The organism is Nitrospira sp. Nam80 (genome assembly GCF_965152575.1).
Genome location: NZ_OZ224216.1, coordinates 3,244,039 through 3,267,245, shown reverse-complemented (window position 1 = coordinate 3,267,245; position 23,207 = coordinate 3,244,039). Strand labels below are relative to the sequence as shown.

18 protein-coding genes are annotated in these 23,207 nt (G+C 56.9%); 15 read left to right on the top strand and 3 right to left on the bottom strand.

What is annotated here, in order from left to right; translation table 11 throughout:
• The first annotated feature begins 69 nt into the window (after positions 1 to 69).
• The 4 genes from recG to ACWGXE_RS15285 all read left to right on the top strand — a co-directional run bounded on the left by recG (position 70) and on the right by ACWGXE_RS15285 (position 5,183).
• Positions 70 to 2,610 carry an ATP-dependent DNA helicase RecG gene (gene recG, locus ACWGXE_RS15300; RefSeq protein WP_447598759.1) on the top strand — a complete coding sequence of 847 codons (2,541 nt, stop codon included), beginning with the start codon at positions 70 to 72 and terminating at the stop codon, positions 2,608 to 2,610.
• Between the two features lie 12 nt (positions 2,611 to 2,622).
• On the top strand, positions 2,623 to 2,952 hold the full coding sequence (locus ACWGXE_RS15295; RefSeq protein ID WP_447598758.1) for a hypothetical protein: 330 nt from the start codon (positions 2,623 to 2,625) through the stop codon (positions 2,950 to 2,952).
• Positions 2,942 to 3,919 (top strand): Ppx/GppA phosphatase family protein, encoded by a 978-nt coding sequence (locus ACWGXE_RS15290; protein ID WP_447598757.1) that lies wholly within the window; start codon positions 2,942 to 2,944, stop codon positions 3,917 to 3,919. Before ACWGXE_RS15295 ends, ACWGXE_RS15290 begins: the two co-directional genes overlap by 11 nt.
• A gap of 1,015 nt (positions 3,920 to 4,934) precedes the next feature.
• A complete protein-coding gene (locus tag ACWGXE_RS15285) occupies positions 4,935 to 5,183 on the top strand; it encodes a hypothetical protein (protein WP_447598755.1) in 249 nt (82 codons plus the stop codon).
• On the opposite strand, the gene ACWGXE_RS15280 is transcribed toward ACWGXE_RS15285, so the two are convergent.
• Positions 5,143 to 6,633 carry a class I SAM-dependent methyltransferase gene (locus ACWGXE_RS15280; protein ID WP_447598754.1) on the bottom strand — a complete coding sequence of 497 codons (1,491 nt, stop codon included), beginning with the start codon at positions 6,631 to 6,633 and terminating at the stop codon, positions 5,143 to 5,145. The genes ACWGXE_RS15285 and ACWGXE_RS15280 overlap by 41 nt on opposite strands.
• A 229-nt stretch (positions 6,634 to 6,862) precedes the next feature.
• On the bottom strand, positions 6,863 to 7,243 hold the full coding sequence (locus ACWGXE_RS15275; RefSeq protein ID WP_447598753.1) for a cupredoxin domain-containing protein: 381 nt from the start codon (positions 7,241 to 7,243) through the stop codon (positions 6,863 to 6,865).
• A gap of 163 nt (positions 7,244 to 7,406) precedes the next feature.
• Between ACWGXE_RS15275 and ACWGXE_RS15270 the strand changes: the two genes are divergently transcribed.
• From ACWGXE_RS15270 to ACWGXE_RS15260, 3 genes are all read left to right on the top strand, one after another.
• A complete protein-coding gene (locus ACWGXE_RS15270) occupies positions 7,407 to 8,444 on the top strand; it encodes a PKD domain-containing protein (protein ID WP_447598752.1) in 1,038 nt (345 codons plus the stop codon).
• A gap of 110 nt (positions 8,445 to 8,554) precedes the next feature.
• Entirely contained in the window at positions 8,555 to 9,004 is a 450-nt protein-coding gene (locus ACWGXE_RS15265) for a hypothetical protein (RefSeq protein ID WP_447598750.1), read from the top strand.
• Between the two features lie 48 nt (positions 9,005 to 9,052).
• Positions 9,053 to 9,535 (top strand): hypothetical protein, encoded by a 483-nt coding sequence (locus ACWGXE_RS15260; RefSeq protein ID WP_447598749.1) that lies wholly within the window; start codon positions 9,053 to 9,055, stop codon positions 9,533 to 9,535.
• Positions 9,536 to 9,546: 11 nt separating this feature from the next.
• Here ACWGXE_RS15260 and ACWGXE_RS15255 read toward each other — a convergent pair whose 3' ends face one another.
• Positions 9,547 to 10,200 carry a S16 family serine protease gene (locus ACWGXE_RS15255; RefSeq protein WP_447598748.1) on the bottom strand — a complete coding sequence of 218 codons (654 nt, stop codon included), beginning with the start codon at positions 10,198 to 10,200 and terminating at the stop codon, positions 9,547 to 9,549.
• A 151-nt stretch (positions 10,201 to 10,351) separates the two neighbouring features.
• On the opposite strand from ACWGXE_RS15255, the gene ACWGXE_RS15250 reads away from it, so the two are divergent.
• The 8 genes from ACWGXE_RS15250 to aspS all read left to right on the top strand — a co-directional run bounded on the left by ACWGXE_RS15250 (position 10,352) and on the right by aspS (position 23,045).
• Positions 10,352 to 11,404, top strand: a complete 1,053-nt coding sequence (locus ACWGXE_RS15250) for a pentapeptide repeat-containing protein (RefSeq protein WP_447598747.1) — start codon at positions 10,352 to 10,354, stop codon at positions 11,402 to 11,404.
• A 122-nt stretch (positions 11,405 to 11,526) separates the two neighbouring features.
• Positions 11,527 to 12,306 (top strand): segregation and condensation protein A, encoded by a 780-nt coding sequence (locus ACWGXE_RS15245; protein WP_447598746.1) that lies wholly within the window; start codon positions 11,527 to 11,529, stop codon positions 12,304 to 12,306.
• Complete coding sequence (scpB, locus tag ACWGXE_RS15240; RefSeq protein WP_447598744.1) at positions 12,303 to 13,190, top strand: SMC-Scp complex subunit ScpB; 888 nt, start codon at positions 12,303 to 12,305, stop codon at positions 13,188 to 13,190. Before ACWGXE_RS15245 ends, scpB begins: the two co-directional genes overlap by 4 nt.
• Before the next feature lie 938 nt (positions 13,191 to 14,128).
• Positions 14,129 to 17,098, top strand: a complete 2,970-nt coding sequence (locus ACWGXE_RS15235) for a 6-bladed beta-propeller (protein WP_447598743.1) — start codon at positions 14,129 to 14,131, stop codon at positions 17,096 to 17,098.
• 42 nt (positions 17,099 to 17,140) lie between these two features.
• Entirely contained in the window at positions 17,141 to 18,607 is a 1,467-nt protein-coding gene (gene guaB / locus ACWGXE_RS15230) for an IMP dehydrogenase (RefSeq protein ID WP_447598742.1), read from the top strand.
• A gap of 93 nt (positions 18,608 to 18,700) precedes the next feature.
• Entirely contained in the window at positions 18,701 to 20,257 is a 1,557-nt protein-coding gene (gene guaA, locus ACWGXE_RS15225) for a glutamine-hydrolyzing GMP synthase (RefSeq protein ID WP_447598741.1), read from the top strand.
• A 218-nt stretch (positions 20,258 to 20,475) separates the two neighbouring features.
• Entirely contained in the window at positions 20,476 to 21,285 is an 810-nt protein-coding gene (locus ACWGXE_RS15220; RefSeq protein WP_447598740.1) for a pseudouridine synthase, read from the top strand.
• Complete coding sequence (gene aspS / locus ACWGXE_RS15215; RefSeq protein WP_447598739.1) at positions 21,282 to 23,045, top strand: aspartate--tRNA ligase; 1,764 nt, start codon at positions 21,282 to 21,284, stop codon at positions 23,043 to 23,045. Before ACWGXE_RS15220 ends, aspS begins: the two co-directional genes overlap by 4 nt.
• Positions 23,046 to 23,207: the final 162 nt, after the last annotated feature.

The window sequence follows — 23,207 nt, the reverse complement described above, 5'->3', positions numbered from 1 at the left end:
CGGACAAGCCGCCGGTGACGCCGCGGCGCATTGAGGCGCCGGAATGGGTGTGATACGATCCGCGCCAGGATGCCTCGTTGTCCCACGAAGGTCCTCCCCGAGCGTCTTCACGCTTTTTTGCAACGGGTTGCTCGACCGATCGAATTTGCGTGCCGGGACACCTATGCCTATCTCGGGGCTCTCGCGAATCTGGAACAATTCGTGTCGGCTCAAGTAATCGCCGCGCTGGCCGAACGAACCTATTCCCGCGCCATCGAAACGGAATTGTTGCTGTTGCGCAATTTGTTCGTGGATTTTCATGCCGGCCTTTCTATTGAACAGCAACGCGAACGGTTGAAACAGGCACGAGTGCTCATTGCACGCCTGCAAAACGGCGAGACGGAAGAGCGGTCGCGGCTTGGCAAATCCATGGACACCCCTCGTGAGTCCGCGCAGTCGATGAACCAAGTGGCCCGGCCTCTCTGGGAGTTTCCGATTCAGTTTGCGAAGGGAGTGGGGCCGAAACGGGCGACGCTCTTAGAGCGGCTCGGTGTCAAGACGGTCGAGGAGGCCTTGTGGAATGTGCCGTGGCGGTATGAGGACCGTTCAAAAATCACGGCAATCAAGAATTTGTCGCCCGGGATGACGGCAACGGTGTGTGGTGTGGTCGTAGATGTCGTTGCGACGCGATCGCGATTCCGCCGCATGGCTGTGTTAGAGGCGGTGATTGATGATGGAACCGGTCGTCTTCAGATCGTGGTGTTCAACCAGCCGTACATGGAGGATGTGATCAAAGCGGGCGCGCGTCTTCTTCAGGTGGGACGCATCAGTGCCGGGAATCGGGGGTGGCTCAATCTTCGGATGGACGTTACTCACTGCGAAGGTATCGGAGAGGATGTCGAGACGACCTTGCATGCCGGACGGATCGTCCCGATTTATCACGAGACGAAAGGCTGGAGCTCAAGGCAAATGCGGGTGTTGATGAGAACGCTGCTCGACGAATTCGGCGGAGATTGTGAGGAGGTGCTGCCGGTCCGCATTCGCGCCGGACATCGCCTCCTCCCTATCCGGCAGGCATTGGAACACACGCATTTCCCTCCGCCGGCAGCGGATGTGGCGCTACTCGACAATCACCTTTCGGCGGCGCAGCGGCGTTTGGCCTTCGAAGAATTATTCTTGCTTCAGACGGCTCTGGCGATCCGGCGGCGTCGGGTGAAAGAAGAGGAGAAAGCCGTACGGTTCGATCCGCATACGCCTCTCTTGAATCGGTTATCGCGGCTCTTGCCTTTCAAGCTGACATCAGCTCAGGAACGGGCATTCGGCGAAATCCAAGCGGACATGGTCTCTTCCCGGCCGATGAATCGCCTGCTGCAAGGCGACGTCGGGTCCGGGAAAACGATGGTCGCCCTTCACGCCATTGTCATGGCTTGCGGATCCGGTTACCAAGCGGCCTTCATGGTCCCCACCGAAATTCTGGCGGAGCAGCATTTCACCAACCTCAAGCCGATCCTGGAGGCCTTGGGCCTCCATCCGATCCTCGTGACCGGCGGAAAGCGATCCAAAGGCAGGGCCGAAGGATTAAGGGCATTGGAGGCCGGAGCGGCCGAGGTCGCCATTGGGACGCATGCGCTCATTCAGCAAGACGTCCGATTCACCAATCTTGGGCTGGCCGTTATCGACGAGCAGCATAAGTTCGGCGTACTCCAGCGGAAAACCTTGATGGGGAAAGGGTATCGGCCCGACGTCTTAGTAATGACCGCTACGCCGATCCCTCGCACTCTTGCCATGACGGTCTATGGAGACCTTGATGTGTCGATCATTGATATCTTGCCACCGGGGAGGAAGCCGGTGCGGACGTGGCTGTTTGCCGACGACCAACGCGGCCGGGCATGGCAAATCGTCCGCGATGAGCTTAGGGCACATCGTCAAGCCTATTTCGTGTATCCGCTGGTGGAAGAATCGGAAAAGGTCGATCTGAAAGCGGCGCTCCAAGCGGCCGATCGTCTGCAACGGGAAGACTTCCCGGACTTTCGAGTCGGCCTGCTTCACGGCCAGATGAGGTCTGTCGAGAAGGAGCGGACAATGAAGGCCTTTCAGGCCGGCGAGATTGACATCCTTGCCGCCACCACCGTCATTGAGGTCGGCGTCGATGTTCCGAATGCGACCGTCATGGTCATCGAACATGCCGATCGGTTCGGCCTCGCCCAACTGCATCAGCTCCGGGGGCGTGTCGGCCGCAGCGGGCATCAGTCCTACTGTCTGTTGATGTCCACGACAACCGGATATCGGCGCCCTACACAAGCCCGACGATTTCCGGCCGGATCGGAGGAAGCCTCGATTGCCCGGCAACGTTTGGAAGCAATGGTCAAGTCGAACGATGGATTCAGCATGGCGGAAGAAGACTTGCGCATCAGAGGACCGGGCGAATGGTTCGGCCTGCGGCAATGGGGACTGCCGGAGTTCAAGGCAGCCGATCTGATACGCGATGCAGATCTCTTGCAGCAAGCCCGTCAGGCCGCCTTTGCCTTGCTCGAAGAGGATCCCCGCTTGCGTGCTCCGCAACATCGGATGCTCAGAACAAGAATGCTGCGACGCTGGCGGACAAAGCTCGATCTGGGGTTCGTCAGCTAAGCTTCTCCAATCATGTTGGAATTGATTCAACGCCTGAAACACGATTTGAAAGCCGGATGGGCGACGCTCCGTCATGGGACGGCCCAAGTTGCCAATCGTGCCCTCGAAGAAACGGAACTCCTTCGCTATCGACTGGAACTCCGCAAAGTCGACCAACAGCTTGAGGATGTGTATGGGGATCTCGGTGAGCGGACCTTGGAATTACATGACCGTGGGGAAGCGATGGAGCGGATCCTCTATGACGGAGAGGTCGGCCGTCTCATGAAACAAGCCAGGGCACTGCAAGATGAGCGAACCAAACTCCTACTGGAGATGAACGATATTTCCACTGATGGACAGTGACACTCGCTTCATGGATGCATCGCCGACCGTTCCGCCAAAAGTTCTCGCCGGGATCGATATCGGTACACTGACTTGTCGCTTGCTCATTGCCGAACTCTCATCAGCCGGCCGGTTGAAGGAACTCCGATCGGAGCGCCGTATCCTTCGCCTCGGCCAAGGAGTCGACAAAGAACGCCGGCTTCGTGCCGACGCGATGGAGCGGGTGATGGCAACGTTGAAGGAATGGCGCGAGGTGATTGACGATTATCATGTCGATGCCGTAACGGCGGTGGCAACCAGTGCGGTGCGTGATGCCGTGAACCGCGATGAGTTTCTTGATCGTGTCAAAAGTGAAACCGGAGTTGCTGTTCAGCTGATCACCGGGGATGAGGAGGCCCGTCGGACGATGCTGGGGATCCGCTCCGGTCTGCCGTCTGGTGTGACCGACATGCTCGCCTTGGACATCGGCGGCGGCAGCACAGAATTCATCCTGGATCAGCCGGGCAAACCGCCGATCGTGCGCTCCATTGATATCGGAGTGGTGAGATTAAACGAGCGCCTGTTGCATCATGATCCGCCGACCTTCGAAGAGGTTAACCAAGCGCGTGAGTGGGTTCGGAAAGAAGCCATGGTGACTGTCGCGGAGATGCCCGGAACGGCTGGCCTCACATTCGTAGGCACGGCCGGAGCGATTACGTCACTCGCCGCGATGGCCCAGGAATTAACGGCCTATGAGCCGGCAAGGATCCATAATTACAAGTTGGCATTCGAAATGGCCAAGGAACTGGAACAGCGGCTGCTCAGCCGGTCGAAAGGGCAACGAGCAGGGATGCCGGGCTTGGAACCGGGCCGTGAGGAAGTGATCGCCGCCGGGGCGATCATTCTGCGGACCGTAATGGAGACGTTAGAAGTGACGACTATCCTCGTGAGCGACTTGGGCTTGCGCGAAGGGGTGTTGATCGATATGGCGAATAGAATGAGGCAATAGTGAAGAAGCCGATCTGTCTCATCTGTGCATACCTGTGGCTGTGCCTTCTCTTGCACCTCTTGTAGCTGATTATCGAGTCGCGTCTGTTCCTCGGAGGGTCTTCGTCCTCGAGTTGAGGGAGCGTAGTCCAAGAAAAGCGAGTGCCCCATGAAAGTTCTGGTTTACTGATATGGCGCTAATGCATAGTCCGCTTAACCCACGCAATGCAATAAAGCATTCCGAAGTGTCTAAGTACGTTCGAAAGCTCAAGACATTTTGGGGGCGGCATGCTCTTGCCAAGGCACAAGCCGATCTTGATAAGGATCTCATGCAGCATGGGCTTTCGTATCGATAGTAGATAGAGCAGCATAGACCGTGGCTGTTTACGTTTCATCTATACGACAGACTCACAGGAAACGGATCCTGAAACAACCTTTCCGCTTGTCGCCGCAGCACGGCACTTGACACGGTAGGTAATCGGCTCTGAATCCAAAGCGGCGCATGGACGACTCAGATTAGAACGCCAGGCGTAGGAAGCTTTTCACCAACCACCCATGCAACGACCAGACGACGACAATGAAAATGCGCCGATTGCCGATAACTTGCGCCGCGCCATTGAGTGACCGAATTGGGGTTGGCCTTGCGTGAGTCGGTGTTGCGGCAAGGCAGCTCGGATGGTGATGTCATGGCCGAAGTGATGCTCGAGATCAGGCGAGCGAAAGAACGGGCATGGCGGCAGAGACCTTCCTAGTTCAGGCCCTCTCCGGTCTTATTTCCGATTATAATCGGCGAGGGATCGAGTAGGGGCTTGCCGGCGGGTGGCCTTCAGTGCGCTAGTCAAGCCGCGATAGGTCTTAGAATACAAGTGTGGATCGGCGTACAGTCTCTATTATCAGGCCTCTTTGATTCAACCATTGTTCGCCCTGCGCCGATGGTATTTCACGGCATCTCGACTTGGTGAAGCGTCGGGATTTCGCTGACCGAGAAGTGGTCGTCGATTTTCTTTTGGCCGATTCAGAATATCAAGACAGGGCTCGTGCGCAGGCGAGTCATTCGATTCGATCTGTTGCAGGTGCCGATTCTAATGATCGATGATTTGATTCTGCTAAAACCATGGCTGATTGTCTCTAAGATCAAGCTGATCTTGAAAAGATACACGCTCGCCAAGACGAACTCGATGTGGATTAGGCGCTATGTCGAAGGATGGAAAACCAGACTCGATCTCAACCGTGAGCGGGTTCCCCTTACCTTTGCGAATACCAGCGAAAGCCTTTTTGCTCAGTAAAGGTCGTCTGCGGGGCGCCGCCCGGCTTTTCCAGGAGCAGCACTTTGAAGTCGATGAGGCCGAACCAGGCGGGATCTGAGATGTCGTGATAATGGCAGCCCTGCAGCTTGGGCAACATGTCCCCGAGCGTCCGCGTGAGTTCCTGTTCGGTATAGGCGCGCACGGCGAAGGACTTTCCTAAGGCCTCGCAGAACCGTTGTATGGTGTAGGCGGCGCCGGTGCAGAGTACTTTGGTGTCCGGTTTGATCGCAAGAAATTGCGGAAGAGGCACATACCGCTCTTGAAAGCCGAGCCAGCGGACGGCCTGGCGTAGATGGCTGTACTGGACTTCATACTCCGTGTGATGCGGTAATTTCACCGGAGCCGGCCAGCCTTCTTCAATCCCGAACTCGGTGAGGAATGCGCGACCGCCCGGCTTAAGGACTCGCCATAACTCGGCGACAAATCGAATGGGACCGAGATTGAAGATCACGTCGTCCGGTAAGTCGGCGCCCAATGGCAAGCGGAGGCGTCTGATCCAATCCAACGCTTCCTGATGTTGGGCGGTGTCCCCTTTGTCTTGCTGCAGCTCGCGCTTTGATAATTTGACCGGCGTCATGTCCGCCATGTTTTCGTTGTCGATCACGAGGTCGATGACACCATCTTTGAAAGGCAAGGACTCGCCGTTCGCCTGGGCACCGGTGCAGGACCAGCCTCCTGCGCGGGCACGATTGACCTGCAATTTAAGGAAGGGTCGCGTCACGTCCAGGGAGACGTACTGAATCCCTTGTTTCTCGAATGGCAAGAGTTCCTGTCCCAGTTCGCGCGCCACGTAGCCCAGACCGCCTCCGACCTCAAGAATGACTTTCGGCTTCGGCTTGAACCAGCCGAGCCGGCGCAGTTGTCTCATGAGCAGGCGACCGTAGGTCGAGCCACCCAGCGCCTCGCTCGGCTCCCGAAACAGATGGGAGACGGTGGTTTCGATCAGATCGAAGTGCCCGTCGTCTTCTCCGCTTTCCTTCAGTTCGTGGACATGGAACTCTTCCAAGTGATCTTCACCTTCGAATTCCGCTTCTCCCGACCAGCCTTCACGGATCTGTTGGAGCAGGACATCCCACTTAGCCTTGTGACGATGCCCTCCGGGCGCTTCCGATCCGAAGTAACAGAGGGAATAATTAGGGAGCGACCACCGTTCCAAATGCCAGGTGCCCGGTTGGCCGTCCGGACCGCAGATCTTGTCTCCGTACTTTTCCGCCAAGGCGCCGACCGTGATGTGACCGTTCATGGCGGCGAGCATCTCAATGCCGGTGCGATTGACCCGCACGAGCGGATAATTGTCGTCAAGGGGAGCCAACCACCAGTCATCATGCGAGTGCTGATAGGCCACAAGATCGGGAATTCGCCAGGCTCTCAGTTGGAGAATCTCTCCAGCCAGACGAATCGGTGCCTGGACTGCGGCCGCTGGTTTCATAGGCGATACGAGACTACACGAGGGCCACGGTGACCTGCAAGAACCAGTACCTCTTCATGCGGGGACCTTCACTCAAGCTTGAGGCGAGGCGAGGACTCAACAGGCAAGGAAGACCATTCAACACTAGTTAGAGAGGAGCTGATTAGCGGTCATGCGCCCATTGGTTCAACAAGAGCCTCAGCTAACGGCAGGGACCGAAATTGCGAGATCTGGAAGTGTTCGGACAAATTTATGTTTGAGATGGAAGCCCGGCCGCCTCTGTCACGATAATCATCCCCCGCATGATGGGATGGATTCTGCATTGATAGGGATAACGACCAGGGGGAAGATTTGGAATGGTATAGCTGCCTCCGGGGTCAACGGCGCCGGAATCAAAGCTGCACCGGTCTCCCTCGTCAAAACATCCGTCATGGGTGACGGTGTGGTGGGTAGGGGTCGGATTGTCCCATCGGATGGAGGCTCCGCTTGTCACAGTCACCGCTGCGGGCACGTAATACGGCGATCCACTGTCCATCAGTACGCGACCTTGCGGCGGTGTGGCGCCGGAGGGCCAAACCCCCAATAACAAGACAGCCGACATGAGAAGCGTGCGCATGAGCATACCAGTCATACCATCATTGTAAGGCTCTATTCATTAGAGTCAAGGCTGCCATAAAGGATTCTGCCGCATCCTTCAGAAATTGCTGGAGCCCACCCGCATGTTCTTTTGAGCGGCTAGACGATGCATCCTATTGGAATCCGGCGCCGGGCTCTTGACCCAGCCTGATCATTGTATGATGCTCCATATTGACATGAATCGCTTACGGGGGTGGCTCAAGCAGCGGCTCAAATTAAGTTTCAGAGCCTATTCGATCATGGCCCTCCTGGTTGGCATCAGCTTTCCTTCGGCGGCCTCTCCATTTTCCTTGGTACTGCCGGAAACGCAAACGACTGTAACGGCCGGGCAAGCCATGTCCGTGGCGATTGATGTGCCGGCGGGTATCGGGGTTCGTCAGGTCCGCTACTACTGGTATCGCGACGATGAAGAGCCGATGGCGACCTCGCAAGCGGAACCGGCCCTGACGGCGACGGGGTCTTCTACTCCTCCCTATGGGGGGACGCTGACTGTGCCGGATGACGCCATCGGCCTGGTTCGTTTGCTTGCCGTCGGCACCATGACGAGAGGGCGTATGGCGGGACAGGAGGATTTTGACGAACGAGTGCTCCGAGTCGATCCGCCTACCGAATTGACCGGCATTGAGTTCGCCGTTGAAAAGCCGTGGCGCCTCGACACAATCGGAAAGATCGTACCGGTTCCGGTCATTGGCCAGTTTGCCGACAACGTCGAGAGAAGCCTTGCAGGAAAATTTGCCGGCAGCCGATATCATTCTTCTGACGAGTCGATTGTGGCCGTTTCACCGGAGGGCCTGGCTCATGTGAAAGGCAACGGGCGCGCATGGATCACCGTCGTGAATCAAGAGAAAGAGGGCGTCATAGATGTTGTGGTCATGGCGGATGAAGAACCCAATCGCTCCCCGATTGCTCGGGTCCCGGATCGGATCGAGGGCCAAGGAGGGCAGAAGATCGTCCTGGATGGTTTGCAAAGCCGTGATCCGGATGGAGACCCGCTTCGCTATGAATGGAAGCAGACGCGAGGGAATAAGGTCACGTTAATGAACCATGGGGAGGCTAAAGCAGCGTTTATGGCCCCTCATGTGACCGCCAGGCGGCTCCTCCAGTTCAAGCTGCGCGTGACTGATATGCGGGGGCCGGATTCCATCAAGGGCGCGGATAGCGAAATCTCGACGGTCGATGTCTGGATCGACCCGTAGACGGGGCCGCAGAACATGGTTTGTGAGGAGGTTGCAAGAGGTTCCTGGTTCATGCTAGATGGTGGCCCGAAGCCGAAGCTCGTTGAGATGACTGTAGAGGAGGCATCGTAATGGCGAAGAAGAAAAAACAGCCGGCGAAGAAAGCAGCACGCAGCACAAAAGCCAAGTCGGGGAAGAAAACGGCTGCCCCGAAAAAGACTGCCAAAAAGACAGCAACGAAAACCACGAAAAAGTCCTCGCCGGCCAAGGCAAAAAAGCAAGGGACGGCTAAAGCTCCCAAGAGGCAGCCGGCAGCCGCCAAGAAGGCGGCAAAGACTCCCGCGGCTGAAGAGCGGACGGCAAAACACGCGGTCGATAAGCCGACGAAAGCGGAAATTGAGCCCAAGCAGATTGACCTTGAGGAAGATGAGATTGCTGAAGAAATCGATGATGACATGTCGGACGAGATTGAGGACGACATGGAGGAAGAGTTGGCGCTCGACGATGAAGACGACGACGTCGACTATCTTGAAAAATCGGAAGACCTTCTTGATGAAGGCGATGACTATCGAACGCACTAAACTTGACTGTAGCGGCGCAATCTGCGCGGCCGCCGAACTTCACTGTCCATGAGTAGTCATTTTCTGTTTATCGCGGGCGCGTTACGAGAGCGGAGCTCGGTGGAAAGCGCGGAATGTCAGCTGTCCGCCGGTATCTGGGGTCTGTGTACCGGGCTGATCCGTGACAATCTGGAGCGGTTTCTTACCCCTCAATCTCATGGGTTGGTCTATGTGCTGAAAACTGGGATTTGTGCGGACTTCCGCATTGTTTCCGGTATCCAGCCTTACGCGGCGCTGGATGATTTACTCAAAGATGAACTCAGGACGGAGGCTCGATACGGCTTTGTCCGGATCGAGGTCCTGAGCCGATATCGCTCCTCTGCGGGACAGAGCCAGGCGCTCATGCAGTCGGTATTGAATGTGCCGGACCAGGCGGAATTGACTCGGCGATTGACGTTGGGCATGCATCGACTCACGGAAGAAGAATACCGGTCGCTGCTCAGTGAATTAAGCCCGGCGACGGAGCAGTCTCGAGCCTCGATGCTCTCCTAGGCCGGAATCCACTAGAGTGAGCGGCCGGTCATTAACCGGTAGGCTTCATCGATTGTGCTCACCTCCTTAAGATCCACATTGAGCTCCATGCTAAGGCGAGTCAGGCCCCAATACGAATTGTTCAGCTGACCCGAAGGAATCAGAATAGTCCGATAGCCTTCCCGAGCGGCGGCACGAATCTTATCCGGAATTGAGCCCACAGGCCCCACGCTTCCATCCGAATGAAGGGTCCCGGTCAGCGCCACACCGCGATAAATGGGGTCTCCCTTAAAAAGAGCGATAAAGCCGACCGCCATCGCGGCGCCGGCACTTGGTCCATCACTCCCAGTCGGCCTATAGGCCAAGCCGACGGCGGTGACGGTTCCTGAATGCTGCACCGAAGGGGTACGTTCCATCGCATAGCGGAACGCCTCGGCCATGGAACCGAGATGGGTATCGCCGAGCACGACATTCCCAGTCCGCCACTGCAAGGATGGAGGAGTCGGGACGGATTTCTGGTCCCATTGGAGCAGGAGAATCTCGAAGACACCCAGGTTGTTTGACTTGATAGCCGCGAGGATGGGAAGTTCGATGACATGTTCCGCTTGGACCGGCGCGGGGCCTGCGGCCACCAGGAAGCTGGCAGTCAGCAGACAGCGGATGCTTCGGCCACATAAGCGGAGCATAATATGGATCGAATTTCCCTGAGGTTATTCAGTGTATCAGGCGGCTCCATCTTGTAAAGAATCAAGCGAGATCTATCCCTGTAAGAGACCCGCCGCCGGGAATCGTCCCCGGTTGTTTCGCCTTGCCGGTGTCTGCATCATAGGATGTCTGGTGTTTTTAGCTGTTCCATCCCTGCTGTGGCCCGGCGAAGTATCAAGTCCCTGTCGGGAGGAAAAGTCGAAGACAGGAGCGGGAAAGGCCTTTATCCGACATCTCGATAAGGCCTGCTCAAAACAGGAGCGGGAGGCGCGGGCGATCCAAGCTGGTCACATTATGGAGGCACTGAAAAAGGGGCGATCCGTCGATCTTTCGGGTGTGATTATCATCGGCGATCTCGTTCTGAATGATCTTCCGATCAAGTCATTGGCCAAGGTACTCCCCGCGCTATCATCGGACGACCGGCAGATCGTGGAACGTCTCAACGCAGAGGCTATCCGCTTGGTGGACGGCACAGTCTCTATTCGTGATTCCGACGTCCGTGGGCGCATTATTAATCGGACGAAGGAAGACATGCTGGTCATTTCCGGTTCGGTCATCCTTTCGGGAACCCACTTCGAAGACGTTGTGGATCTTTCGAGGACCGTGTTTCTCGGTGTCGTCGACTGCTCATCGGCCACCTTTTCGAAAGAAACCTATTTCGTCCAAGGCCGTTTTCAGCAGCCCGCCCTCTTCACCCAAGCTTCTTTCGGCCCTCATACGAGATTTCATCGGTCCGTGTTCGGCGGCGTGGCGAATTTCTATCATGCCCATTTTAACGGCCTAGCGGAATTCCTGGAGGTATCATTTGAGCAGGGAGCGAGCTTTTCCGGGGCACAATTTCTTTCGGGCACCGGCTTTTCCGGCAGCCGGTTCAACGGCACCGGCGATTTTCTCGACGCGCAATTCGAGGGGGATGTGTACTTTTTATTTACGCGCTTTGAAAAGGAAGGAAGATTTCGCGGGACAACCTTTCAAACGGTAGCGGATTTCTCCGACGCAGTGTTCACCGATGGACAGGATCTCGAGCAGGCGGTCTTTTCGAGAGCGCCCCGGTTACCAGGCTCGATAAAGGCCGAGGTGTCAACTCCGGCTACGCCGCCGACTTGGATGGAGCAGTACGGAGTCACCGGTGCTCTCCTGGTGGGATCGCTCCTCCTGCTCGGCTGGCTCTTCAAGATCAAATGACCGGCCCGCATAAATAATCCGTGGTAAGGGGAAACCACCACATATAGTTTTGGGGCTTGCGGGGGCCCCTATAAGCTGATATAAGGTGATGAGCTTTACGGCGCCCTGGTCTAGCGGACGGGATGGATCAAACCGAACTTCCTTACCATGTCAGGATCGAGAAGTTCGAAGGGCCGCTGGATCTTCTTCTCCATCTCATCAAGAAGAATGAAATCAATATCTACGACATCCCCATCGCGCTGATCGCCCGGCAATACCTCGATTATCTCTCGGTCATGAAAGAACTGAACCTCGCCGTCGCGGGTGAATTTCTCGTAATGGCGGCCACGTTGCTTCACATCAAGTCGCGCATGCTGCTTCCGGCAAACGAAGCACCGGACGAAGAAGAGGACGGGCCGGATCCGCGGGAAGAATTGGTACGCCGCCTGCTGGAATACAAGCAATTCAAAGAGGCCGCTTCCCAGTTGGATGGAAAAGAGCGGCTATGGCGCGACATGTTTGCCCGGGAAGCACCTCCGCCGATCGAGGTGCAGGCCGATGAGGCCTTGCTCGACGATGTGTCGTTATTCGACTTAGTCGATGTCCTGCAGGAAGTCCTTGCGCGACATCCGGGGAAGCGCATGGTGGAAATTATCCCCGATAATATGACGGTGCGGGATCGTATGAATGCCATTATTGAAGCCCTGGAGGGACAAGAGGCGGTCAATTTCATTTCGTTGTTCGAGGCGGCCAGTCATCGCATTGTCGTCATCGTCACGTTTCTGGCTCTGTTGGAACTGATTCGTATCCGCGTTGTCAAAGTGTTTCAGAGCGAGACGTTCGGGGCGATCCTTGTCTCTCGGGCTTTTACGACCGTCTGTGATACGGATCCCGCGGAGGATACCGAATGGAGGAATCTATGAGGGCCAGCGGCATGGCGGAAACAATTGAAGATGTTGCCGAGGAGCAGGTGCGGATGGAAGACCCGGCGATCGAAGAGACAGCTTCCATATCCGAGGCGACGCTCAATGGTTCGGATGGTAAGTTCGAATCAAAAGGCACCGCGGCTTCTCTAGAAACATCGTCAGAAATGTCATCCGTTACGCCATCGGTTTCCGAAATACGCGAGCTGACCGGAATCCTGGAAGCCCTGCTCTTCATGGTTGCCGACCCCCTTCCCATAAACCGGATCGTGGCGCTCTTGGGTGCCGTTCCGAAGCATGAGATCGAGCTGGCGTTGACGAGATTGAAGGAAGACTACGCTCAGGAAGGTAGAGGGCTGCATTTGGCCGAAATTGCCGGTGGGTATCGTATCGTCACCAAACCGGACTATGCGCCTTGGATCAAACGGTTGGATAAGGTCAAACCACCGGCGAAATTGTCACGGTCCGCTCTGGAATCGCTCGCCATTATCGCGTACAAGCAACCGATAGTGCGGGCGGAAATCGAGCAAATTCGTGGAGTGGAGACTTCCGGTGTGCTTCGAACGTTGCTCGAACGTAAACTAGTGCGGATTGTCGGGCGTAAAGAGGAGCCGGGCCGGCCTATTATGTACGGCACGACGAAATTCTTTCTCGAACATTTTGGACTCCGTGATCTTTCGCAACTGCCGCCTCTGCGGGAATTCAAAGAACTGGGTGAATCGGAACAGGCGACCTTGCCGATGGAGGAGGAGCCAGGCTTGGAAGAAACACAGGCTCGGCTGACAGTCGACGAGAGTGAAGAACCAACGGAGGACGGCGAGGGTATGGCAGCAGATTCAGAACCGGCCGAATCCCTACTGGAAGAGTCGGTCCATCCCGGTTAGCCGGCGCTGCCGCGTTGTCGCGGCAGCATGATGCAGCTTGCATCTGTCCGAAGGATTGGCCTTCGCACGGTTTCTCACAGACACCCGATCGGAACGAAACCCGCGCCAAACATTCTTGAGAGCGTCATCCATCTGGCATTGTCGTAGAACGAGAAGCTCGGTGCCCTGAACGCGCGCCCCGTCGGATCGCCGCCATAGGATGGGTCTGTGCCAAAGAAGAAGCCCCGGCTCTTTTCATTCAGCCTGAGCCACTCTCCATACATACTGCAAACTTCGCTTTGGGCTGGACCGGAAATGCTGTTGCTCGCTTGCCATTCTCTTGCCCAATCTGGAACCGATTGCAAATTGCGTAAGGCTCCGACGGGCGTATCGTAGGAAAAGCCGTCGTTTCCAGAGGACGCATCGTACCGCTGGCTCCCTGGTCTGTCGGAAAGGGAATGATTGGCTAGCGACGGAAGGCTCGGTGCGGTCGAGAGGGGCTTGAGATCCATTGCCTGGCAGCCGGGCCGCTCCTTGTTTGTATAGAGAGGAGTGTCGTCCGGACCCGGACATTGCCAGATCTCGGCGTCGGTAGAAGCGTTTGACAAGGCGGGGAAAAAACCAATGAAAAGGATAAGCAAGGTGACCGTGCATAGTGGATAGTGATGTGACCTCATGGGACACCTCCGGTTCGTACAATCATAACTCGTTGCAGCACGCCATTTCGAGTCGTCTTTTGGTGACCCTATGATAAGCGGCAATGACGGTCCATACAGCGTTCGGAGGGACTGAGATCGTGATTCTCTTGAAGCTTGCGGCAAGGCCGGCAGTGGGATGCCGGCCGGCTTGTCGACCGCCGCCTCTTACCTTGACTCGGTTCTTTCCGCTTTGTTAGACTGCGCGATCTAACTCATTGAAAACATCGAACTCTTCACCAAACTAGCACCGCGAGGAACACCATGATCAAGGCCTGGCTGCTTGAGGAAATGTTTCGTTTCCGTCGGCATGAATTGACTGCGGACAGCTTGCAAGGGGAATGGGGCGCCGGGGATTCTGTCGCGGAAGAGGAAGACCTGCCTCCACCGCCGTCGGGGCTGACCGCCAAGCCGGGCAATGGCCGGGTGACACTGACATGGGAGCCGGTGCCGGAGGCGATGTATTACAACCTGTATTTTCAGACGACCAAGGGCGTCCAGATCAAGTTTTCCGAACTGACCCGGCCCATTGCGAGCGCGGATGATTTCAAATCCGTCATCGGAGTCAAAAAAGATAAGGCAACCTGCATTGAAGGTGCCGCATCGCCCTTTGTCCATGACGATTTGGCGAACGGAAGTTGCTACCACTACGTCGTCACGGTCGTGACTCCGAAGGGGGAAAGTCCTGAATCGCAGGAGGCAATGGCGATTCCGGCTCCGTATCGGATCGATAAAATCTTTGGTCAAGAAGGCGTCGATGAGGGGGAACTCAGTTCGCCGACCGGCATTGCCGTCGACAAGGATGGCAATATTTACGTAGCCGATACCGACAACCATTCGGTTCAAAAGTTCGATAAGGAAGGAAAATTCGTCGGGCGATGGGGTGGTGAAGCCAGTTCGCAGGAAGGCGCCTATTATTATCCACGCGGTCTCACCACCAATGCGGATGGCCATGTATACGTGGCCGACACGGGGAACAATCGCGTCCAACGTCTCGATGCCGACGGCAATCCAATGAAGGCCTGGGGCAAATTCGGTTTTGCCTGGCGCGGCGCGGATCTCAACAAGTTCGATGCACCGTGGGGGGTCACCACCGACCAAGAAGGCAATATTTACGTCACCGACACCAACAATGCGCGGATACAAAAATTCAAGGGAGACGGGACGCCTCTCTTGAAATGGGGACGGGACGGCAGCTTTGACGGAGCATTTTTCTTTCCTAGAGGCATCTGCGTGGATTTCGTCGGCAATATTTATGTGACTGACGAAGGCAACAATCGAATTCAAAAATTCGACACCCGCGGGAGCTTTCTCACGAAGTGGGGCCGCGAAGGCAGCGGGCCCGGCCAGTTCAAGGCGCCCTGGGGCGTGGCCTGCGATGCACTCGGCAATGTCTATGTTGTCGATCAGGGCAATCACCGGATCCAGAAGTTCGATCCAAACGGGGCCTTCCTCTGCGCCTGGGGCAATCGGGGCAAAACAGAAGGCCAGCTGAATTTCCCGTCGGGGATTGCGGTGGATAAGGAAGGCGCCGTCTACATTGTCGATAGCGGCAACCATCGCATTATCAAGTACCTGCCCACCGAAGAAGAACTGAACCGCGGAAAAGAGCAGAAGCAGGAAAAGACCCAGACCGTCAAGTATCCGGCTCCGCGAAACGTCGCGGTGAAAGCCGGCGACACCGAGACGTTTCTCAGTTGGATGGACGTCCCGGGTGCCGTCTCCTATAACCTGTACTTCAATACGCAGCCGGACCTGACTCTACAATCGGCTACGAAGGTTGAGGGTGTCACGTCGCCCTACAATCACACCGGTTTGACTAATGACACGGCGTACTTTTACGCGGTTTCGGCGGTCTATGAAGATGAAGCCGAAAGCGCGCTGTCTGAGGAAGTGACCGCCACTCCTGTGCTCATCGACATCACGGCGCCGCAAACGCCCTATGCGGTTATCAATCACGGCGGCTTTATGACGAACACTCCCGAAGTCGTGGTGACGGTTTCGGCCAACGACTTGGACACCGGGGTCGCTGCATACTACATCTCGGAGAGTCCGATGACGCCGATGGCCGGCACGCCCGGTTGGGTGGAGGTGACTCCGGCGCACAAGTTCGGCGCGACCGTCCCGTTCATCTTGTCTCCCGGAGACGGACAGAAGACCATTTATGTCTGGTTCAAGGATGTCGGCCATAACATCTCGACGCCGGCCAGCGCCACGATTTTGATCAACACATCCGGCTATCTCTGCGTGTCAAAATGGGGAAAACCGGGCCGTGGCGCATCCCTACTGCACGGCGGCGAATTCATGGCGCCCTTATACGGCTTGACCATCGACCAACAGGGCAGCCTCTTCGTGGTGGACAACGGCAACAATCGCGTGCAGAAATTCGACAATGCGGGAAATTTCATTATCCTCTGGGGGAATTTCGGGTCGGCCAATTCGAATTTCCATAATCCCACCGGTGTGGCTTGCGATGCCAAGGGCGACGTCTATGTCGTGGATACGAATAACCACCGGGTGCAGAAATTCGACGGCAAACTGGGCGGGTATATCCTGAAATTCGGATCGCGAGGTAACGGAGAGGGCCAATTCAACGCCCCCTGGGGCATTGCGGTCGATCGGGTGCGTGGCTATGTCTATGTCGTCGACAGCGCGAACTTCCGTGTGCAGAAATTTGATATGGGCGGCGAATTCATCATGCAGTGGGGCAGCTTCGGAAACAACGACGGCCAATTCTATTTCCCGCGCGGCATCGCCGTTGATCAGGCGGATGGATCGGTCTACGTTGTTGATATGGGCAACCACCGCATTCAGAAGTTCGATACGAGCACGAATGTGCTCCCGCAGTTGCTGACGAAATGGGGCGGAAGTTCGGAGCCGGGTCATGCGAGCAGCCCGTTGGCGCAGGAAGCCGGTCAATTGCGATCTCCGTGGGGCATCGCGGTTGATGGGGCAGGCGATGTGTATGTGACGGACACGGGAAACCATCGCGTCGAGAAATTTGACCGTAACGGGAACTTCATTACACAGTGGGGCGGCTTCGGGAACGGCGACGGCCAGTTTAATTTCCCATATGGCATCGTAGTCGATGCAAGGGGCAGCGTCTTCGTCGTCGACAGCGGCAATACGCGGGTGCAGCAGTTTATGCCGGCTGAAGAAGGCGGTGAACGACTCCAGGAAGAGGCCGAGGCGGCGGCCGAACTGGAAGGCACCGAGAAAGTGGCGAGGCCGTAAGCAATGCCGATTTCAACCATCGGTGCCGGAATGGAGTGATGGATGCTCGATAAAGAGGTGCGGGTCGGGCTGACATTCGATGACGTGGTTCTGGTGCCGGCGAGATCGCAGGTCGTCCCCAGTCAAGTCGACACCAAGACGATTTTTTCCCGCAATATCCGCATTAACATTCCAATCGTCAGTTCGGCAATGGATACCGTGACCGAGGCGCGCATGGCGATCGCGCTGGCGCGGGAGGGCGGGATCGGCATCATTCATCGAGTGTTGACGCCGCAGGATCAGGCGGCGGAGGTCGATAAGGTCAAGAAATCGGAGAGCGGGATGATTCTTGACCCAGTGACGATTGCGCCGGATCAAACGATTCGTGACGCTCACAACCTCATGGCAAAATACCGGATCTCCGGCATCCCGGTGACTAAAGAGGGCAAACTCGTCGGAATTTTGACCAATCGCGATTTGCGATTCGAAACGCGGATGGAACTGAAAGTCTCGCAGGTTATGAAGCGTGAAAAGCTGATCACGGCTCCTGAAGGCACGAGCCTGGAAAAAGCGCGGGAAATCCTCCATGAGCATCGGATCGAAAAACTGCCGGTGGTCAACAAGAATTTCGACCTCAAAGGTTTGATAACAATCAAGGATATCGAAAAACGCATTAGATACCCGAACGCCTGCAAAGACGGTCATGGTCGACTGCGCGTGGGTGCCGCGGTGGGTGTCGGTTCCGACACTAGGGAACGAGTCGAAGAATTGGCGAAGGCCGGCGCTGATGTAGTCGTCGTCGATACAGCCCACGGACATTCGCAGGCGGTGCTCGATACCGTCAAAATGATCAAGAAACACTATGCTCATCTGGAGGTCGTGGCAGGAAATATCGCTACAGCGGAGGCAGCCCGGGACCTTCGGAAAGTGGGTGTCGACGCCGTCAAAGTAGGGGTAGGACCCGGGTCGATTTGTACCACGCGCATTGTTTCGGGTGCCGGGATGCCGCAACTTACCGCCATTGCGGATTGCGCCAAGGCCTTGGCGGGCAGCGGGATTCCCGTCGTCGCTGACGGAGGTATCAAGTATTCCGGTGATATCACGAAGGCGCTGGCGGCGGGCGCGTCAGCCGTCATGCTAGGCAGCCTCCTTGCCGGAACCGAAGAATCACCGGGTGAGACCGTGTTGTACCAGGCAAGGACCTATAAAGTGTATCGCGGTATGGGATCAATCGGCGCCATGGAGCGCGGCGGTGGCGATCGGTACGGGCAGGGAGGGCGACCGGCGCCCAAACTCGTGCCCGAAGGCATCGAAGGACGGGTTCCCTATAAGGGTGCCTTGGCGCCCCACATCTACCAGTTGGTGGGCGGGGTGAAATCCGGAATGGGATACTGCGGTTGTAAGACCATTCCCGAACTTCAAGAAAAGGCCACATTTATTCGGCAGACAGTCGCCGGGCTTCGGGAAGGTCATGTCCACGATGTCATCATTACCAAGGAAGCTCCGAACTACCGTACCGATTGGGAATGACCTCGCGTGAATCGTCCCTCGTGAAGCGTATCTTGCGACCCGGATTCCCTCACAAGACGAACGACGCTTCACGCTTCACGAAGAACGACCCCAATGGAACTCTGGCACGATAGAATTCTTGTTCTGGATTTCGGCTCGCAGTACACGCAACTGATTGCCCGGCGCATCCGCGAAGCGCAGGTCTACAGCCAAATTCTTCCTTGCACCGTCCCTCTTGCCACCATCCTGGCCTATCGTCCGGCTGGTATTGTCCTGTCCGGCGGTCCGTCGAGCGTCTACGAGAAAAAGGCGCCGATGGTCCCCAGGGCGTTGTTTGACCAGGGTATTCCGATCCTCGGTATTTGTTACGGCATGCAGTTGATTACGCATTTGGCCGGCGGCGACGTCGGGAAAGCTGCGCACCGGGAGTTCGGCCGAGCCGAGCTGCACATCGACGATCAATCGGACCTCTTTAGAGGCGTGGGAGGAAGCGGAGCCACGGTCGTCTGGATGTCCCACGGGGACCGCATCGAGCGCATGCCACCGGGATTCAGATCAATCGCCCACACCGGCAACTCGCCCGTTGCCGCGATGAAGCGAGATGATGCAAAACAACGGGTATATTGCCTGCAATTCCATCCCGAAGTTGCCCATACGGCCGAAGGCTCGACCATCCTGCGCAACTTCGTCTATGACATCTGCGGATGCCGGCCGACTTGGACCATGCGATCATACGTCGAAGCGGCGATAGAACAGATCAAGCAGGATGTCGGCAAGGAACGGGTGATCTGTGCGTTGAGCGGCGGCGTCGATTCATCGGTCGCGGCGGTCCTCACACATCGGGCCATCGGCGACCAGTTGACCTGCGTCTTCGTGGATAACGGACTCTTGAGAAGTGGAGAAGGAGAGCAAGTTCAGAAGATGTTCAGTGCGCATCTGAAGTTGAATCTGCGCTTTCTGGATCGATCCGATGAATTCATACGCGGGCTCATGAATGTGATCGACCCGGAGCGCAAACGCAAAATTATCGGCCGCTTGTTCATCAAGAATTTTGAACAGGAAGCCAAGAAACTGAAGGGCGTGAAATTCCTGGTGCAAGGCACGTTGTATCCGGACGTCATTGAGAGCATCAGTTTCAAGGGGCCGTCGGCAACCATCAAGACACATCATAACGTGGGCGGGCTGCCGACCAAAATGAGATTGAAGCTGGTCGAGCCGTTGCGGGAGTTATTCAAGGACGAAGTGCGGGTATTGGGCAAGGAATTGGGATTGCCGGATGACATCATTTGGCGCCAGCCGTTTCCCGGTCCCGGACTCGCCATCCGCGTGCTGGGCGCCGTGACGAAGGAACGGCTGACTATCCTCCGAGCGGCGGAAGTCATCGTGGACCAGGAGATACGGGCGGCTCAGCTCTATCGCGACATTTGGCAGGCCTTCGCCGTCTTGCTCCCGATCCGGACGGTCGGCGTCATGGGAGATCAGCGCACGTATGATCACGTCATCGCGATCAGGGCGGTGACGAGCCTGGATGGAATGACCGCCGACTGGGCGAGGATCCCGCCGGAATTGCTCGGCACCATTTCAAACCGCATTATCAATGAAGTGAAGGGCGTCAATCGGGTCGTCTATGACATCAGCTCGAAACCGCCGAGCACCATCGAATGGGAATAGGCCTTGGCACGACTCATCGCTTCGCGCCTTTCGGAGCGGCCTTTCAGGATTTGGCGAGCGGAAGCCTTCTGGAATTTCTTCGTCACGGTCCTTGTGGACCGTGGTTCCTCAGTCAGTTCCAGCTTTCCCCCTCGCAAAATCCCGAAAGGCGATTCCGCTCCTTCGGCGAATGTCGCGAGTGACTCGTGCCAAGGCCAGTTGGTGATGTAGGCGCGGAAATGGAAATCAGACTACAAAAACTCATTGCCGGGACCGGCCTCGCCTCGCGGCGGAAGGCCGAGAAGATGATTACGGCCGGCCGTGTGACGGTGAACGGCAAAGTCGTGCGCGAGCTGGGGACGAAAGTCGATGCGGACAAAGACCATGTCAAAGTGGACGGGCGCCACATCAGAGCCGCCCAGCCCTATGTCTATGTACTGTTGCACAAACCGAAGAACGTGATGTCGACCTTGCAGGATCCCGAGGGGCGGCCCACCGTGAAGGATTTCCTTCCGGGCGTCACGGTGCGGGTCTTCCCCGTGGGCCGGCTCGATTTTGACAGCGAAGGCCTGATGTTGTTGACGAACAACGGCTCGTTGGCGCAGACGCTCCTCCACCCGAAGTATCACGTGCCCAAGACCTATCTGGTGAAGGTCAAAGGCGTGCTGAAGGAAGAAGATATCCAGGCGCTCGAGGCCGGAGTGCAACTTGATGACGGCGTGACGGCGCCGGCTCACGTGAAAAAGATCCGAAAGGCTGAAAGCAATTCCTGGATCGAAATCACGATTCACGAGGGACGCAAGCATCAAGTGAAGCGTATGTTGGAGGCCGTGGGACATCCGGTGCTGAAGCTGGTGCGTGTCCGCATGGGATCATTGACGCTGGGAAACATGGCACCTGGCGAGTATCGGTTTCTGTCCGACCGCGAAGCCAATACCTTGCGCGATCTGGTGAAAAAACGAATGACCCCGGAGTCGGAGAATCGCCGGCGTCCGGCGCGGCAGCGGAGTCATGGCGGCGCGCGCCCCGCCATGAGGAGAACGGCATGAAACAGCGTACCCATCGATGCGGAGAATTAACACGGGAACAGGCCGGAGAGCATGTCGTGCTGCAGGGCTGGGTCCAGCGGCGTCGTGATCACGGAACCGTCATGTTTATCGACTTGCGTGATCGGACCGGTATTACGCAAGTGGTGTTTAACGCCGAGCGCAATGCGGCGGTCCATGACGCGGCGCATGCCCTCCGAAGCGAATGTGTCGTGTCCGTGGAAGGAATAGTGGCCCTCCGGCCGGAAGAGTCGAAGAATCAGAACTTGCCGACTGGCGAGGTTGAACTGGTAGCCGATGCGGTGGAGGTGCTCAATGAAGCCAAGACACCGCCGTTTGTTATCGAAGATGAGGCGGATGTGACGGAGGCGATCCGGCTCAAATACCGCTATCTTGATCTACGCCGCCCCAGGATGCAGCGTTTGGTGGGGTTGCGACATGCGGTGACTCAATCGGTGCGGACGTTTCTGAACCACGAAGGATTTCTGGAGATCGAGACCCCGGTCTTGACGAAGAGCACCCCGGAAGGTGCACGCGATTACCTCGTGCCCAGCCGTGTCAATCCGGGCATGTTTTTCGCGCTGCCGCAATCGCCACAACTATTCAAGCAGGTTCTGATGATCGGCGGCATGGATCGGTACTACCAGATCGCCCGCTGTTTCCGCGATGAAGATCTTCGCAACGACCGGCAGCCGGAGTTTACGCAGATCGATGTGGAAATGTCCTTCGTCGAGCGTGAGCAGGTCATGGGGTTGATGGAGGGGATGATCTGCTCGGTCTTCAACGAAGCCGGCGGGGTCCTGCTTCCGCAGCCGTTTCCCCGCTTGACTTATGCGGAGGCGATGGGGCGCTACGGCTCGGATAAACCGGACTTGCGGTTCGAGATGCCGCTCCACGATGTGACTTCCTTTGCGGCGGCCAGCCAATTCAAAGTCTTCAAGGAGGCAGCTGCCAAAGGCGGCGTGGTCAAGGCGTTGATCGTCAAAGGCGGAGCGACCATCGCCCGCAGCCGCATTGATGCGCTGGGAGAGACGGCCAAAAGTTTCGGGGCCAAAGGATTGGCCTGGGTGAAGATTGCCGCGGACGGTCAGCTCGAATCGGTCATCGCGAAATTTTTGAATGCCCCGGGACTGCGAGGGGCCTTGCCCGAGGCGGCATCGGGAGACTTGATTCTGTTTGGAGCGGATCAGGCCGCAGTCGTGCACGATGTGCTCGGGCGGATTCGTCTGCTGCTCGGAGAAGAATTGAATCTGATCGATACGACCGTTTGGCGACCCCTATGGGTAACGGAATTTCCGCTGCTCGACTATTCTCCGGAAGAGAAGCGCTATATCTTCATGCACAACCCGTTTGCCGCGCCGATGGATGAGGATTTGCCGTACCTCGACAGCGACCCGCTGAAAGCCCGGGCCAAGGCTTACGATATGGTATTGAACGGAAGCGAAATCGGCGGCGGCAGCATCCGTAATCATCGGAGCGATATCCAGCTTCGCATTTTGGACCTCCTCGGCATCACGAAGGATCAGGCGCACGCCAAGTTCGGCTTCCTCCTGGAGGCGCTCGATTATGGCGCGCCGCCGCACGGCGGGATCGCGTTCGGCTTGGACCGGCTGATCATGTTGCTCGGCGGAGCCGATTCGATTCGCGATGTCATTGCCTTCCCCAAGACGCAGAAGGCGCAATGTCCGATGACCGAGGCGCCCTCCGCCGTCAGTCCGGAACAGTTAAAAGAGCTCCGCATCAAGCTAGATCTGATCGAGTAGCGTGACGGCGTCAAGTCCCCGGCGGGGCTTTAACATTGGCACACAACGTGGCCAATGTTGGATCGTTATCCGTGCTCGATAAAAAGTTCCGGTCTCCACCGTGCAATGTTTCTTACTCCGGGCTTCCTTAGTACCCATTCCTGCCTAATTCGCCACGATGGT